Here is a 13,317-nt window from a genome sequence, read left to right on the forward strand (position 1 = left end):
CCAGCACATAAGTTGCCCCGCCAGCCTGCAGGCTCCTGATTGTTCACCTGCCGGACGGCCGTGGTTCACCCGCGGACGCACCGGCACCGGCGAGAGGAGCTTCCCGTGCGACGTCGGTCCCGACGTACCGAACCCCGTGCGACGCCGAGCGACACCGAGCCGGACCGCCCGGCAGGGTCCGCGAGCTCGGCACGCACCGCCACCGCGAGCCGGCTGCACGCGTTCAACCGGTTCGAGATCAAGTACCTCGTGCCGCAGCACCAGGCCGAGGAGCTCCGCACCGAGCTGCGCCGGCACATGGACGACGACGCGTACTCCGGCGACCGGGGCTACCCGATCACCAGCGTGTACTACGACACCGACCGGCTGAAGTTCTACTGGGAGAAGATCGAGGGCCTGAAGTTCCGGCGCAAGCTGCGCGTGCGGCACTACGGCACGGCCGACGACCTGACGCCGGACTCGAGGGTCTTCGTCGAGATCAAGCAGCGCGTCAACCGCGTCACGCAGAAGCGCCGGGTCGTGCTGCCGTACCGGGACGCGCTGCGGCTCTGCTCGCCCGAGGGCTACGAGCCCGTGGGCGAGGTCGGCGCCCGGGAGCGTGCGTTCCTCGCGGAGGTCGCCACGCTCGTCGGCGAGCTCGACCTGCGCCCGACGGTGACCACCGGGTACCACCGCGAGGCGTGGGTGGGCCGGGAGGCCGACCTCGGCCTGCGCGTCACCCTCGACCACCGCCTGCGCGGGCGGGACCGCGACTTCCACCTCGCGTCCGAGGCCCCCAACCGGCTCGTGCTGCCCGCCCGCCTGTCCGTGCTCGAGGTCAAGGCCAACGAGCGCGTTCCCGCGTGGGTCACCGACCTCACCGCGCGGATGAGCCTCGACGTCGTGCGGATCTCCAAGTACTGCCAGAGCGTGCAGGCCTTCGGCCTCGTGCCGCGCTCGACCATGCACGCCCCGGACGAGCTCGACGCCGTCCTCGGCGACCCCGCCACCGAAACCACCACCCCGACCGGCGTCGCAGACGCCCCCAACCGAAAGAGTGTCCTCGTCCGATGAACCTGCAAGATCTGAGCGGAACCTTCTCCGTCTTCGACGTCGCGATGACGCTGGTGCTGTCCTTCGTCCTGTCCTCGGCCATCGGCTGGGTGTACAAGCGGACGCACCGGAACATCTCCTACAGCCAGTCCTACGTCCAGACCCTCGTCATCATCGGCATGGTCGTCGCCGTGATCATGCTGGTCGTCGGGTCGAACATCGCCCGCGCGTTCGCCCTCGTCGGCGCCCTGTCCGTGATCCGGTTCCGCAACGCGATCAAGGAGACCCGCGACGTCGGGTTCATCTTCCTCGTGATGGCGATCGGCATGGCCGTCGGCACGCGCTTCTACCTGCTGGCCGCCGCGGCGACCGCGATCATCCTGCTCGTCGTCTTCCTCATGCAGCGCTTCGACTGGTTCAAGCTCGACATCCAGCGGCAGGTGGTCAAGGTCCAGGTGCCACCCGAGCCGCGGTACCAGCAGGACGTCGCCGACGTGCTGGTCCGGCTGACGCAGGAGTTCGAGCTGGTGAGCGTCGAGACCGTGCGCGGCGGCGCCCTGACCGAGCTGTTCTACTCCGTGCGCCTCAAGGGCGGCATCACGACCGCCGAGGTCATCGAGGAGCTCGGTGCGATCAACTCCGGCCAGAAGGTCACGGTCCTGACCGGGTACGACCAGTCCGACATGTGAGCGGGTGACCCACCGACCATGAGCCTCGCAAGCCTTCGCAAGCGCCTCCCGATCCGGTTGCGTCAGCACTGGAAGCCCCTCACCGCGGGGGTCGTCGGGGTGGCCGTCGCCCTGACCTTCTTCGGTGACATCACGATCCGCCCCTACTCCACGAGCTCGGCCGCCGTGAGCGACGAGGAACGCATCACGCAGGACGTCACGGGGACGGTCGACCTCTTCGACGACTCCGTGGACCACGAGATCTCGCTGTCGTACACGCAGGAGCGCTACGACGAGATGCTCGACGCCTATTTCGCCGACGGCGAGAAGGAGTGGATGTCCGCCGACATCACCATCGACGGCACCACGATCCAGGACGTCGCCGTGCGCCTCAAGGGCAACTCCACGCTGTCGTCGCTGGTCGACGACCGCGAGGGGTCCGACACCGAGGGCGAGCGCGCCCCGGGCGGCATCGGCGGAGGCATGGGCGGCGAGGGGGGCGAGGGCGGCGGCATGCCGCAGCCTCCCGAAGGTATGGAGCCGCCCGAGGGCATGGAGCTGCCCGAAGGCGGCGAGATGCCGGAGGGCGGCATGCCCGGCGGCGGTGACGGCGGCGGGTTCGCCGGCACGGGGGTCTCGCTGACCACCGACGAGCCGGAGAACCTGCCGCTGCTGGTGAGCTTCGACGAGAACGAGCCCGGCCGCGCGTACCAGGGCAGGACCGAGCTGTCGCTCCGTCCCGCGAGCGCGTCGAGCACCTCCTCGCTCAACGAGGCTGTCTCGCTCGAGCTCACCAAGCAGTCCGGGCAGCCCACCCAGGACTACTCGTTCACCACCTACACCGTGAACGACCGGCCGACCACGACCCGGCTCGTCGTCGAGAACCCGGACCCGCAGTACGCCGACGGGCTGAAGGGCGACGGGGTGCTCTACAAGCTGCTGTCCACGAGCTCGTTCGAGTACCAGGGGAACGACCAGACCGAGTACACGGACGACTTCAAGCAGGTCAACCTCGTCGGGAGCCAGGACCTGCAACCGATCGTGTCGTTCCTCAGGTGGCTCGACGGCGCGTCGGACGAGGAGTTCGCGGACGAGCTCGACCAGTGGGTCGACGTCGAGTCCTTCGCCACGTACCTCGGCACGCAGGAGGTGCTCGACAACTTCGACACCATCTCCGGGCCCGGCAAGAACGCCTACCTCTACTACGACCTCGACACCGGCCTCATCAGCGTCGTGTCGTGGGACCTCAACCTCGCCCTGGGTGGGATGACCGGTCCCGGTGGCGCCGGCGGCGGCACGATGCCAGGCGGTCGCGGCCAGGGCGGCGACGAGGCCGGTGCCGACGCCGGTGGTGGAGCGGCACCCGACGGCACCGGCGCCCAGGGCCCGCCCGACGGCATGGAGGGCGGCCCCGGAGGAGGGGGTGGCGGCGGCATGGGCGGGATGATGAGCCAGAACGCGCTCGTCACCCGGTTCGAGGAGAACGCCGACTTCTCCGCGAAGACCGACGCCGCCGTCGACGACCTGACCGCCGAGTGGATCGACAGCGGGAAGGCCGCGGAGCTGGTCGACGAGGTGGCGGCCCGCGTGCCCGCCACCGAGGGCGTCGACCGGGCGACGATCGACGCGGACACGCAGTCTGTCCGTGCGAGGCTCGCGCGCGACGACGGTGCGGACGACGCGGGTGCCGCGGACGGCGCCTCAGGCGGGTGACCGGTGGGCGGGGGCGGCGCGCGGCCGCCCCCGCCCACCGGCCTCAGTAGCCCCGCATGCTCTGCCGCAGGGGGCAGTCGAACGGGTCGCGGGCGGCCAGGCCGACGCGGTTGAGATAGCCGACGACGATGGCGTACGACCGCACGAGGCCGGTCTCGGTGTACGGGAGGCCGTTCGCGGCGCAGTGCTCGCGCACCAGGAGACGGGCGCGGGCCAGGTGCGGGCGGGGCATGCTCGGGAACAGGTGGTGCTCGACCTGGTGGTTGAGGCCGCCCATGAGGGCGCTCGTCCAGGCACCGCCGCGGATGTTCCGTGAGGTGAGCACCTGCTTGGACAGGAAGTCGAGGCGGCTGCCCTCGGGGACCATCGGCATGCCCTTGTGGTTGGGCGCGAACGACGCCCCCATGTACACGCCGAACACGGCGAGCTGGACGCCGAGGAAGGCGGACGCCATGCCGAACGGCAGCCACCAGAACACGACCGCCCTGGCGAGGACCAGCCGCAGGCCGATGGTCACGAGCTCGCGCACGCGAGCGCCCCGGTCGGCGTCGGTGCCGTGCAGGAGCGAGCGCACCGACGTCAGGTGCAGGTTGAGGCCCTCGAGGGTGAGGAGGGGGAAGAACAGCCAGCCCTGGTAGCGCGTGATCAGCGCGAGCAGGCCGCGGTGCTCGCGGGCGCCCTCCTCGGTGAACACGATCGTGTCGTTCGCGACGTCCGGGTCCTTGCCCACGTGGTTCGGGTTCGCGTGGTGGCGGGTGTGCTTCGACATCCACCACGAGTAGCTGATGCCGACGACGACGTTCGCCACGACGCGACCGACCCGGTCGTTGACGGGCCCGGTCGCGAAGACCTGCCGGTGCGCGGCCTCGTGCGCGAGGAACGCGAACTGCGTGAGGATCAGCCCGAGCGCGCCGGCGACGAGCAGCTGGAGCCACGAGTCGCCGAGCAGCACGAACCCGCTGGCCGCGGCCCCGAGCGCCAGGACGAGCAGCCCACCCGTCCACAGGTAGTAGCCGTACGCGCGCCGCAGCAGCCCGGCCTCCCGCACGGTGCGGGACAACGCGCTGTAGGAGCTGGTGTGAGGGGCGCCGGAGAGTCGGGCGGCTGCCGCCGAGCCGTCGACGACGGTGGCTGTGGTCATCTGGTCCTCGCAGAGATCGAGGTCGACTTCCCAGCCGTGGGGTGAGCGGTCACTCGATCGTGCGGATGTCTCGAGCCTACGGGGTCAGCGGCTCAGGACAAGGGGGCTGTCCCCCGAGCGTGCTCCCGTCCGGCACGGTCAATGCGCCTCGACGGTCGACGCGCCCGCGCCGACCCGCCGGTTCCAGGCCGTGACCGCGGCGTCGAGCCGCGCCCTCGCCGTCAGGTAGCGCGAGAGGTCGATCGCCAGGCCCCCGTCGACGACGGAGACCACGTCCTCCACGGCCCATTGCGCGGCCGCGAGCTCGCCGAGCAGGTCGTGGCGTCGGCCCGGCCTGGAGGTCAGGGCGTCGTGGGTCACGGTGCGCCTCCCTCCACGGCGCGGCGGGTCATGCGCCGCGGTGCAGGCGACGACGCAGCTGGGTGATGCGGACGGTGCCGATGATCAGGGCGATGATGCCGACGCCGACACCCGCGATGAGGAGGGCGACGGCGAGCGGGACGGTGCCCTGCATGCCCAGGAAGGAGACCAGGACCAGCTGGGTGTTCTGCAGCATGAAGACGATCAGTGCGACCAGCAGCAGGGCCGCGACGCAGATACCGACCCAGACGGCTCCGGCGCGGCTGCGCGGAGCCCTCCCGGGGAGCTCGCCGCTGCTCGTGCGGGTGACTCGGGGAGCCCGGGTCGTGCCGGTCACCTTCCTGCTGGGGTTGCCGTTGGTCGCGGAGGCGAGCGGCGGGGTGGGGGTCGGGGTGGTGGCCATGACGGCCTCCTCGCTTCTCCGGACCCACGTACCTCAGCTGGGGGACGGTCGTCCCGGATACCTCGACTGTACGCGCCATTCGCCCCGTTCGGGCGAAAGTCCGCTACCGCCCGAGCTGCGCCGCCAGGGGGCACTCGAACGGGTCGCGCGCCCTGTGGTCGACGTCGTTGAGGTAACCGACGACGATCCGGTAGGAGACGAAGAAGCCGACCTCGGTGTACGTGACCCCGAGGGTGGAGCAGTACTCCCGCACGAGCGGCTGCACGCGCCGGAGGTTCGGCCGCGGCATGCCCGGGAACAGGTGGTGCTCGATCTGCCGGTTGAGGCCGCCCATGAAGAAGTCGACGACGACGTTCCCCCGGATGTTGCGGGACATCAGCACCTGCCGACGCAGGAAGTCGACCTCCGCGTCCGCCGGGACGATCGGCATCCCCTTGTGGTTGGGCGCGAAGGCCCCGCCCAGGAGGACGCCGAACAGGCCGAGCTGGACGGCGAGGAAGGCGCCCGCCATCGCGGGCGGCAGCAGGAGCGCGAGGACGGCGACGTTCAGGACCAGGCGGGTCAGCAGGACCGGGACCTCGACGCCGCGGTGGACGACCGGACCACGGCCCAGCACCGTGCGCACGCTCGCCACGTGCAGGTTGAGTCCCTCGAGCGCCAGCAGCGGGAAGAAGAACCAGCCCTGCCTGCGGGCGAACCACCGGCGCCACCCGTGCCGGCTCGCGAGGACCGCCGGCGTGAACGCGATGACCCCGGGTGAGATGTCCGGGTCGTGCCCCTCGCGGTTCGGCGCCCCGTGGTGCGCGTTGTGCTTCGCGGTCCACCACACGTGACTCAGCCCCACGAACGCGTTCGCCAGCACGCGGCCGGTCCAGTCGTTCCAGGCCCGCGAGCGGAAGATCTGCCGGTGCGAGCTGTCGTGCCCGAGGAACGCCAGCTGTGCCAGGACGACCGCCAGGGCCGCGGCGAGCACGAGCTGCCACCAGGTGTCGCCCAGCAGCACCACCCCGGCCCACACCAGGGCGAACGCGACGACCGTCACGACCAGCCGCGACCAGTAGTAGGCGTAGCGGCGGCTGTGGAGGCCGGAGTCCCGCACGACCTTGGCCAAGGCGGCGTAGTCCCTCGTGACGCGCCTCGCGGGGCGACGGACGCCGTGGGGTGCAGGGGCCGGCGCGGGGGTCGGAAGGTCACTCGAAACGGACACGGTCTGCCTCAGCCTTCACCCGGGCGGCGCGCACCGCTTCCGCCTCGCTCCACCGCACCCGCTCGTCGTCGCGCCGTTCACGGGCCGTCACGACCTGCTCCTCCACGTCCCGGAGGAGCGCCGCGACCTGGGAGGCGAGACCGCTCGCGAGCGTCGCCAGGTTCGTCCCCGAGATCTCCAGGCGGCGGTCCGCGACCTTGAGCCCCACCCCCGGGTACCCGCGCGCCGCCAGCGTGGACCGGGCGTCCGGCCCCTCGATCAGCGCGCGTTCCTCCGGGGCGACCTGGCGCGAGAAGATCGCGGCGACCGTGTAGCGCTCCGGCTCGGCGTCCGTGCCGAGCTCGTGCGGGAGGGCGGAGTCGAGGATGCCGCGCAGGAAGAGACCGCCCGCGGGCGTGTCGGCCCCGGGAGCTGTGGCTGCGTCGCGGTCGGTGTCGTCGGGCTCGTAGCCGCCGTCGTCGTCCCAGCGCGCCTCGGACGCCATCTCGTCGGTGCCGGAGGACCGAACCTCCGTCGGCGAGCCGTCGTGATCGGCCTCGTGCGGGCCGATCCGTCGATCACCCACCTCTTCACGGTACGCCCCCTCGGAGGCCGCTCGGGCCACCCCGTGCCGAGAAGCTCGTCGCCGCGGCTCCGCCGTATGCTGCCCCTGTGACCCTGACCGAGTTCCTGACCGCACGGCTGGACGAGGACGAGGCGAGGGCGACGGCCGCCGCGCTCCGACGGCGCGAAGGTCCCGACGCGACATCGTCGAGCGAGCTCGATCGGGCGTTCACTCCGGCGCGGCTGCAGGCAGAGGTCAAGGCCAAGCGCCAGCTCGTCCATCTTGCCTACGAGGCGACCGGCCTCGACATGGACAAGGACCTCGACCGGGACGTCGACGCACGGGAGGTCAGCGGCATCGAGTTCGTGGGCGAGCGCATGCTCCGGGCCCTCGCGCTCCCCTACGCCGACCACGCCGACTACCGCGAGGCCTGGCGGCTCTAGCGAGCGCCGACGGCGCACGGGACGGGAGCGGGCAGCTCGACGTGCGGCCCGCTCCGGCCCGTCAGGCGGCCAGTCCTCGCCAGTAGCGCAGGCGTCGCACGAGCCTGGGCCCCGAACGGACCGTGTCGTGGACGCCGTCGTGCTCCCACCCCTGCCGCTCGTAGAAGGCGCGCGCACGCGCGTTGTCCTCGAGCACCCACAACGCCGCATGGAGATATCCCCCCGCAGTGGCGGCGTCGACGGCCGCACGCAGGAGCGACGTGCCGGCGCCGCTGCGCCAGCTCGACGGGACCGTGTACAGAGCTCCGATCTCCGCCACCTGCGCCGGGTCGAGATCGAGGTCCTCGCTCGGGTACCACCGGACGTAGCCGAGGATGTCGTTCTTGTCGCCCTCGCCGTCCTCGACCAGGCACAAGGTGTTCGCGCGATCTCCGTCGCGCTCGCCGAGCCGGTCCACCCACCTCTCGCGCAGAGTCTCCAGCCGGAGCCCGGCGAGCTCGGCGGGATCGAGCACGTCCTGGAACGCCGCAGTCCACGACCGGAGCTCCACCATGGCGAGGCTCTCGAGGTCGCTGGTCAGGGCAGCCCGGCAGATGCGGGTGTTCGACGTCACGGTGCGCGAGTCTGCCACGGCGCGTCCCACCGCCCGGAACCGCGGGCTGTCGGGGTCCGGACGTGTCCCGCCCGAGTTCGGTGGCGGCTCTGGTGTGCCCCGGCGTGCCGGAGCCATTCGACCGGGTCGGGCGTTGCGACGCCGCGCGGTCTCCGCGAATGCCTGCGAGGCTTGGCCCGGTTCTGGACCGATGTGTGGCTGTCGAGCAGAGGGAGTCGGGATGCGCGTACGTCCTCGGGCATGGGTGGGTCTGGCCGTGTGGGTCCTGTACGGCGTGGTGGTGGTCGTGCTGCAGAAGTCCAGCGGCGTCCCCTACACCGACTTCGGTGACTCGCCGTCGAACCTGTGGCGCGGTGCCGTCGTGTCGCTGGTCGTCGGGGCCGCGGTCCTTGCCGTGGTCACGACGTGGCTGGGCTGGTGGCGGCCCGCGCTGCACGAGCGCCGCACCACGAAGGCGAAGTGGACGGTCATCGCGCCGGGACTGCTCGCGGTGGCCGTGATCGGCAACCTCGCGGGCACGACGTGGTCGGCGGTGAGCCTGGACTTCGTGCTCGCCGCCCTGGCGCTGGGAGTCTTCGTCGGGTTCACCGAGGAGCTGACCACCCGCGGCGTGCTGCTCGTGGGACTGCGCGGCAGCGTCGCCGAGGTCTGGGCCGTCCTGATCTCGAGCCTGTGCTTCGGCCTGATGCACGGGATCAACATCTTCCTCGGGCAGTCGGTCGCCGCCACCGTGCCCCAGATCGGCCAGGCGTTCCTGCACGGGCTGACGTTCTACATCCTGCGCCGGGTGATCGGTTCCCTGATCGGGGCCATGGTCCTGCACGGCGCGTGGGACTTCTCGGTGTTCAGCCTCGAGCAGGCCGGCGGGTCGAGCCCGCTGGCGGTGCTGGCGATCGTGGCCGGCGTGCTGGCACTGATCTTCTTCTGGTTCGCCGCCCGCGACGCTCACGAAGCCGTCGGAGACCGGGCACCCGATCCCGCAGCGGCGAAGGCCTGAACCCGGGAGATGAACAGCATGCCGGTCGATCCTCCGGGCACCACCAGCACACGGGACGAGGCCGAGGACGTGCGCGTCAGGCCCACCGTTCTCGTCGGCCTCGCCGTGGTCGTGGCCTACGCCGTCCTCATCACGATCGACGACCTGCTGCCCGGCGGCGGCGACGGCGAGATCACCGATCCCACTCTCGCGTTCCTGCGCACGCACGTCCTGCCCCTGACGATCATCGCCGTCCTGCTGGTCGTGTTCGTGCGCCGCGCGGGCTGGTGGGCTCCCGTCTGGCACGAGACTCCCCGTCAGCGGGTGCCGCCGTGGTGGTGGGCGTTCCCGGCCGTCTATCTGGTGGTCATCGCCGGGAACCTCAGCCAGGTCGACTGGACCCAGGCCCCCAGCTATCTCGTGGTCGTGGCGGCCGGTACGCTCCTGGTCGGGTTCACCGAGGAGCTCGCACTGCGCGGGATCCTGCTCACCGGCGCCCGCGGCTCGTGGTCCGAGCTGCCCGCGTTCTTCCTGACGTGCCTGGTGTTCGGAGCACTGCACACCCTGAACCTGCTGCACGGCGCCCCGCTGGTCCCCACCCTCATCCAGGTCGCAGTCACGTCGTTCCTCGGCGCCGTCTACTACGCCGTCCGGCGCGCCGCCGGGGGCCTGTGGCTCGCCATCGCGCTCCACTTCCTGGCCGACTTCGCGCTCTACGCAGCCGGCTACTCGGACTCCAGCAATGGCAATCCGCCCTTGTGGGGCGCCATGGCGCTGACGCTCCTCGGGGTGCTGAGCATTCCGCTCATCGTGTCGGTCGGCCGCCGGGCGCGACAGCCACGCTGAACCACGACGGTTCCGCGACGTCACCGAGCCTGCGAATGGCAGCCGACCGACTGCCACCACCTCAGGATCCTCACAGTGCGGGCCAGCTCACGCGAGCGCAGCTTGACCGCTGGCCGCCTGCTTCTCCTCCGCGCTGGGCGCTCACCCGGGAGTGTCCGATGGACGGTTGCGACAGAAGCATGGGCGGCCCCGGCGCTGGTGGGTGACTCGGCGGTCCGGTCACGGCGCGGCGATGTCGAGGGACTTCTCCTTGAACTTGGTGGCGATCGCGGCCCGCATGAGTCGGTTGGTGAGCTTGTTGCTGGTGACCTTGGACATGACGTTGCGGGTGGCGAGGTCACGTCGGGTCTGGGGCACGAACATGGACAGTCCGTCGGTGCGACCGGAGCGCTGCTGGACGTCGACGAAGGGGCGCAGGCGCTGCTCCCACTCGCGCAGGGCGCGGGTGGTGTTGCCGGGGTTGCGGGCGAGCGTGGTGCCGAGCAGGTCGGCGCCGGCCAGGCCCAGGGAGGCGCCCATGCCCGAGTAGAGGGTGAGGCACCAGGCGGAGTCGCCGACGAGGACGACGCGGTCGGTGTGCCAGGTGGGCATGTCGACCTGGTGGACGGAGTCGAAGAGGCTGTCGTCGGCCGCTTCGAACTGCTCGAAGAGGTTCTCGAGGATCGGGCCCGCCGGTTCAGGGCCGTAGGCGGCTCGCAGGGACTCGATGGGCTCGCGGCGGAACTCGGCGTCCTCGTCGTCGGTGCGGTAGGAGAACAGCACGCCGGGTGCGTGGTCGGCGAAGGGGAACACCCAGGCCGAGCGCCCTTCTTCGGCGAGGGTCAGCCCGTCGGTGGGCCGGAATCCGGGCACCTGTTCCTTGAGGAGGGTCGCGCCGATGATGTGGTTGAGCGGGCGCAGCAGCTGGGAGTCGGGCCCGAACGCCAGTCGGCGGACGGTCGAGCGCAGGCCGTCGGCGCCGACCACGAGGTCGAACCGTTCGGTGGTCTCGGTCGTGGCCCATCCAGGGCCGGCGCCGGAGGTGGTGCGCAGCGTGACGTCGACGCCGTCGTCGTGCTCGTCGATCGCGACCGGGGTGGTGCCGTACCGGATCTCTGTGGTGGCGGCGATCTGGGGGTAGAGGGCGGCCTCGATGTCGCCGCGCATGATGAGGCGCGGGTCGCCGGGCAGGTCGCCGTACCCCATGCTCGGGCGGCGTCGGGTGCCGGACCTGTCGACGTCGTACGTCTTGCCGTCCGGGTCGGCGCGGTTGCCGATGGCGTCCAGCACGCCCATGCGCTGCGCCGTCGCGCGGCCGGTCTCGAACAGGCCGACGAAGTAGCCGGCCGGGCGGCGTTCGGGCGCGCGCTCCACGAGCAACGGCTCCCAGCCGACCTCTCGCAGCCGCATGGCCGTGGCCAGTCCAGCGATACCCATCCCGACGACCAGTGCTCGCGGTGCGCTCATTCCTCATCACTCCCAACAAGCGGAGACCTGTTCTCCGTTTCTGCGACGGAGCGTATCACGAACCGGAGCCGCCGCCTCCGTTTCATTGCTAGGCTGGGATGCATGAGCACGTCATCAGCCCCGGACGCCAGGCCGTTGCGCGCGGACGCCGAGCGCAATCGTCAGCGCCTGATCGCCTCCGCCCGTGACCTGTTCGCGAGCCGCGGGCTCGACGTCACGCTCGACGACGTCGCACGGCACGCGGGCGTGGGCGTGGGCACGGCCTACCGGCGGTTCGCGAACCGCAGCGAGCTCGTCGCGGCCGTCCTGGACACCGCGGTGCAGCGCGTGGTCGAGCGTGCGGAACAGGCCCTCCTGCTCGACGACCCGTGGGAGGCGTTCGAGCAGTTCTTCCTCGCGGCGACCGCCGACTTCGCCGAGAACCGCGGCCTGCGGCAGATCCTCCTCGAGGGCGGCCATGGCACCGGCGTCGCGTTCGACATCGCGAGCGAGCGACTCTCGCCCGCCGTCGAAGGGCTCATCGTTCGCGCCCAGGAGGCCGGGCAGCTACGTACGGACATCGAGCCGTCGGACTTTCCGCTGATCCAGCTCATGCTGGGCGCGGTCACCGAGCGCAGTCGCGACGTCGCGCCCGACCTGTGGCGGCGCTACGTCAGCCTCTTCCTGGACGGCCTACGAACACGGCGCGACTCCCCCACCCCGCTCGCCGCACCCGCGCTCACCAACGACGAGTTCGACCGCAGCCTCACCTAGCGGAGGGTCTGCATGGCCCTGTGGAGGTAGGGCTGTCCGCTCAAGTCCACGAGCGGTCGGCGCAGCGATGCAGGTCAGGGCCACAAGACAAGGGATGGTGGGCCCGGAGGGACTCGAACCCCCGACATCCACGGTGTAAGCGTGGCGCTCTGACCAGCTGAGCTACAGGCCCTGGGCAGCGCAGCAAAGAATACCCGGCGAGGGGCGCCCCACCGGACACCTGCGCACCCCTGCTCCGAGTCAGATCTCGGCGAGCGCCTCGCGGTATGCCTCGAGGTCCCGCCGTTGGCCACGCGGGTTGACGACCGACCACCGCACGATCCCGTCGGCATCGACGAGGAAGGTGCCGCGCAGCGCGTGGCCGCTCGTGGGGTCGAAGACGCCGTAGGCGTCGGCGACGGCGCCGTGGGGCCAGAAGTCGCTGAGCAGGTCGAAGCCGAAGCCCTCCTGCTCGTGCCAGGCCTTGAGCGTGAAGACCGGGTCGGTGGAGACGGCCAGCAGGCGCACCCCGGCCGCCTCGAAATCCTCGATGTTGTCGCGCAGCTCGCACAGCTCACCGGTGCAGATGCCTGAGAACGCGAACGGGAAGAACACGAGCAGCACCGCCTCGCCGCGCAGGTCGGCGAGGTGCACGGGAGTGCCGTGCGTGTCCGGCAGCGTGAAGTCGGGCGCGGGGTCGCCCGCACGCCACCGCACCTCAGGGGCCGTGCTCGTCACCAGGTCAGCGTCCGCGGCCGCGGTTGGCCAGCTTTGTGGCCGACCAGTCGGGCGCGACGGCGAACGTGCTCGTGGCGTGCAGGCCGGCGGTGGTCGCGGCCTCCTGGATCTCGTCGTGGCCGACGTGGCCGTCGCGACCCGGCTTCGGCGTCAGCAGCCAGATGAGGCCGCCGTCGTCGAGCACCGTCAGGACGTCGACGAGCATGTCCGTGAGGTCGCCGTCCTCGTCGCGCCACCACGCGATGACGCCGTCGGTGACGTCGTCGTAGTCCTCGTCGACCAGCTCGCTGCCGACCGCGGCCTCGACCTCGGCCCGCAGCGCGTCGTCGACGTCGTCTCCCCACCCGAACTCCTGCACGACCTGCCCGGGCGTGAACCCGAATCGAGCTGCCGGGGATTCCGCCTGCTTACCCACTTTGGACCTTCGTTCCTCTCCGTCTGACCATCACCGACGC

The 13,317-nt window shown here is 71.2% G+C and carries 16 protein-coding genes and 1 tRNA gene; 7 read left to right on the forward strand and 10 right to left on the reverse strand.

The window, feature by feature from the left end; translation table 11 throughout:
- The first annotated feature begins 105 nt into the window (after window positions 1–105).
- Genes ACFCZN_RS09900 through ACFCZN_RS09910 form a run of 3 tightly spaced genes read left to right on the forward strand, consistent with a single transcriptional unit; the run spans window position 106 to window position 3,413 of the window.
- A complete protein-coding gene (locus ACFCZN_RS09900) occupies window positions 106–1,053 on the forward strand; it encodes a polyphosphate polymerase domain-containing protein (RefSeq protein WP_430556659.1) in 948 nt (315 codons plus the stop codon).
- Window positions 1,050–1,721 (forward strand): DUF4956 domain-containing protein, encoded by a 672-nt coding sequence (locus ACFCZN_RS09905; protein WP_430556660.1) that lies wholly within the window; start codon window positions 1,050–1,052, stop codon window positions 1,719–1,721. The genes ACFCZN_RS09900 and ACFCZN_RS09905 overlap by 4 nt, the downstream gene beginning before the upstream one ends.
- Window positions 1,722–1,739: 18 nt before the next feature.
- Window positions 1,740–3,413, forward strand: a complete 1,674-nt coding sequence (locus ACFCZN_RS09910) for a CotH kinase family protein (RefSeq protein WP_430556661.1) — start codon at window positions 1,740–1,742, stop codon at window positions 3,411–3,413.
- Window positions 3,414–3,456: 43 nt separating this feature from the next.
- Here ACFCZN_RS09910 and ACFCZN_RS09915 read toward each other — a convergent pair whose 3' ends face one another.
- The 5 genes from ACFCZN_RS09915 to ACFCZN_RS09935 all read right to left on the reverse strand — a co-directional run bounded on the left by ACFCZN_RS09915 (window position 3,457) and on the right by ACFCZN_RS09935 (window position 7,089).
- Window positions 3,457–4,554 (reverse strand): fatty acid desaturase family protein, encoded by a 1,098-nt coding sequence (locus ACFCZN_RS09915; protein ID WP_430556662.1) that lies wholly within the window; start codon window positions 4,552–4,554, stop codon window positions 3,457–3,459.
- 138 nt (window positions 4,555–4,692) lie between these two features.
- On the reverse strand, window positions 4,693–4,914 hold the full coding sequence (locus ACFCZN_RS09920) for a hypothetical protein (RefSeq protein ID WP_430556663.1): 222 nt from the start codon (window positions 4,912–4,914) through the stop codon (window positions 4,693–4,695).
- Between the two features lie 28 nt (window positions 4,915–4,942).
- On the reverse strand, window positions 4,943–5,317 hold the full coding sequence (locus ACFCZN_RS09925) for a LapA family protein (protein WP_429764221.1): 375 nt from the start codon (window positions 5,315–5,317) through the stop codon (window positions 4,943–4,945).
- Window positions 5,318–5,420: 103 nt separating this feature from the next.
- Window positions 5,421–6,428 (reverse strand): acyl-CoA desaturase, encoded by a 1,008-nt coding sequence (locus tag ACFCZN_RS09930; RefSeq protein ID WP_430556664.1) that lies wholly within the window; start codon window positions 6,426–6,428, stop codon window positions 5,421–5,423.
- A gap of 79 nt (window positions 6,429–6,507) precedes the next feature.
- A complete protein-coding gene (locus tag ACFCZN_RS09935) occupies window positions 6,508–7,089 on the reverse strand; it encodes a hypothetical protein (RefSeq protein WP_430556665.1) in 582 nt (193 codons plus the stop codon).
- 86 nt (window positions 7,090–7,175) lie between these two features.
- On the opposite strand from ACFCZN_RS09935, the gene ACFCZN_RS09940 reads away from it, so the two are divergent.
- Window positions 7,176–7,511, forward strand: a complete 336-nt coding sequence (locus tag ACFCZN_RS09940) for a DUF6221 family protein (protein WP_430556666.1) — start codon at window positions 7,176–7,178, stop codon at window positions 7,509–7,511.
- 61 nt (window positions 7,512–7,572) lie between these two features.
- Here the strand turns inward: ACFCZN_RS09940 and ACFCZN_RS09945 are convergent, their stop codons facing one another.
- On the reverse strand, window positions 7,573–8,124 hold the full coding sequence (locus ACFCZN_RS09945) for a GNAT family N-acetyltransferase (protein WP_430556667.1): 552 nt from the start codon (window positions 8,122–8,124) through the stop codon (window positions 7,573–7,575).
- A 220-nt stretch (window positions 8,125–8,344) separates the two neighbouring features.
- Here ACFCZN_RS09945 and ACFCZN_RS09950 point away from each other — a divergent pair, with 220 nt between their 5' ends.
- On the forward strand, window positions 8,345–9,121 hold the full coding sequence (locus ACFCZN_RS09950; protein WP_430556668.1) for a lysostaphin resistance A-like protein: 777 nt from the start codon (window positions 8,345–8,347) through the stop codon (window positions 9,119–9,121).
- Between the two features lie 18 nt (window positions 9,122–9,139).
- Window positions 9,140–9,946 carry a lysostaphin resistance A-like protein gene (locus ACFCZN_RS09955; protein WP_430556669.1) on the forward strand — a complete coding sequence of 269 codons (807 nt, stop codon included), beginning with the start codon at window positions 9,140–9,142 and terminating at the stop codon, window positions 9,944–9,946.
- A gap of 219 nt (window positions 9,947–10,165) precedes the next feature.
- Here the strand turns inward: ACFCZN_RS09955 and ACFCZN_RS09960 are convergent, their stop codons facing one another.
- Window positions 10,166–11,392: an FAD-dependent monooxygenase gene (locus ACFCZN_RS09960; protein WP_430556670.1), complete on the reverse strand. Its 1,227-nt coding sequence runs from the start codon at window positions 11,390–11,392 to the stop codon at window positions 10,166–10,168.
- A 102-nt stretch (window positions 11,393–11,494) separates the two neighbouring features.
- Here ACFCZN_RS09960 and ACFCZN_RS09965 point away from each other — a divergent pair, with 102 nt between their 5' ends.
- A complete protein-coding gene (locus ACFCZN_RS09965) occupies window positions 11,495–12,145 on the forward strand; it encodes a TetR/AcrR family transcriptional regulator (protein ID WP_430556671.1) in 651 nt (216 codons plus the stop codon).
- Between the two features lie 95 nt (window positions 12,146–12,240).
- Here the strand turns inward: ACFCZN_RS09965 and ACFCZN_RS09970 are convergent.
- The 3 genes from ACFCZN_RS09970 to ACFCZN_RS09980 all read right to left on the reverse strand — a co-directional run bounded on the left by ACFCZN_RS09970 (window position 12,241) and on the right by ACFCZN_RS09980 (window position 13,277).
- Window positions 12,241–12,317: transfer RNA gene (locus ACFCZN_RS09970), tRNA-Val, on the reverse strand.
- A 68-nt stretch (window positions 12,318–12,385) separates the two neighbouring features.
- Window positions 12,386–12,862, reverse strand: a complete 477-nt coding sequence (locus ACFCZN_RS09975; protein ID WP_429764205.1) for a peroxiredoxin — start codon at window positions 12,860–12,862, stop codon at window positions 12,386–12,388.
- Window positions 12,863–12,866: 4 nt separating this feature from the next.
- The gene (locus tag ACFCZN_RS09980) at window positions 12,867–13,277 is read right to left on the reverse strand and encodes a DUF3052 domain-containing protein (RefSeq protein ID WP_429764203.1); all 411 of its coding nucleotides are present in this window, start codon (window positions 13,275–13,277) and stop codon (window positions 12,867–12,869) included.
- Window positions 13,278–13,317 lie beyond the last annotated feature (40 nt).

Origin of the sequence: Isoptericola sp. NPDC056134, assembly GCF_042264825.1 — a bacterium.
Taxonomy (GTDB): Bacteria; Actinomycetota; Actinomycetes; order Actinomycetales; family Cellulomonadaceae; genus Isoptericola; species Isoptericola nanjingensis.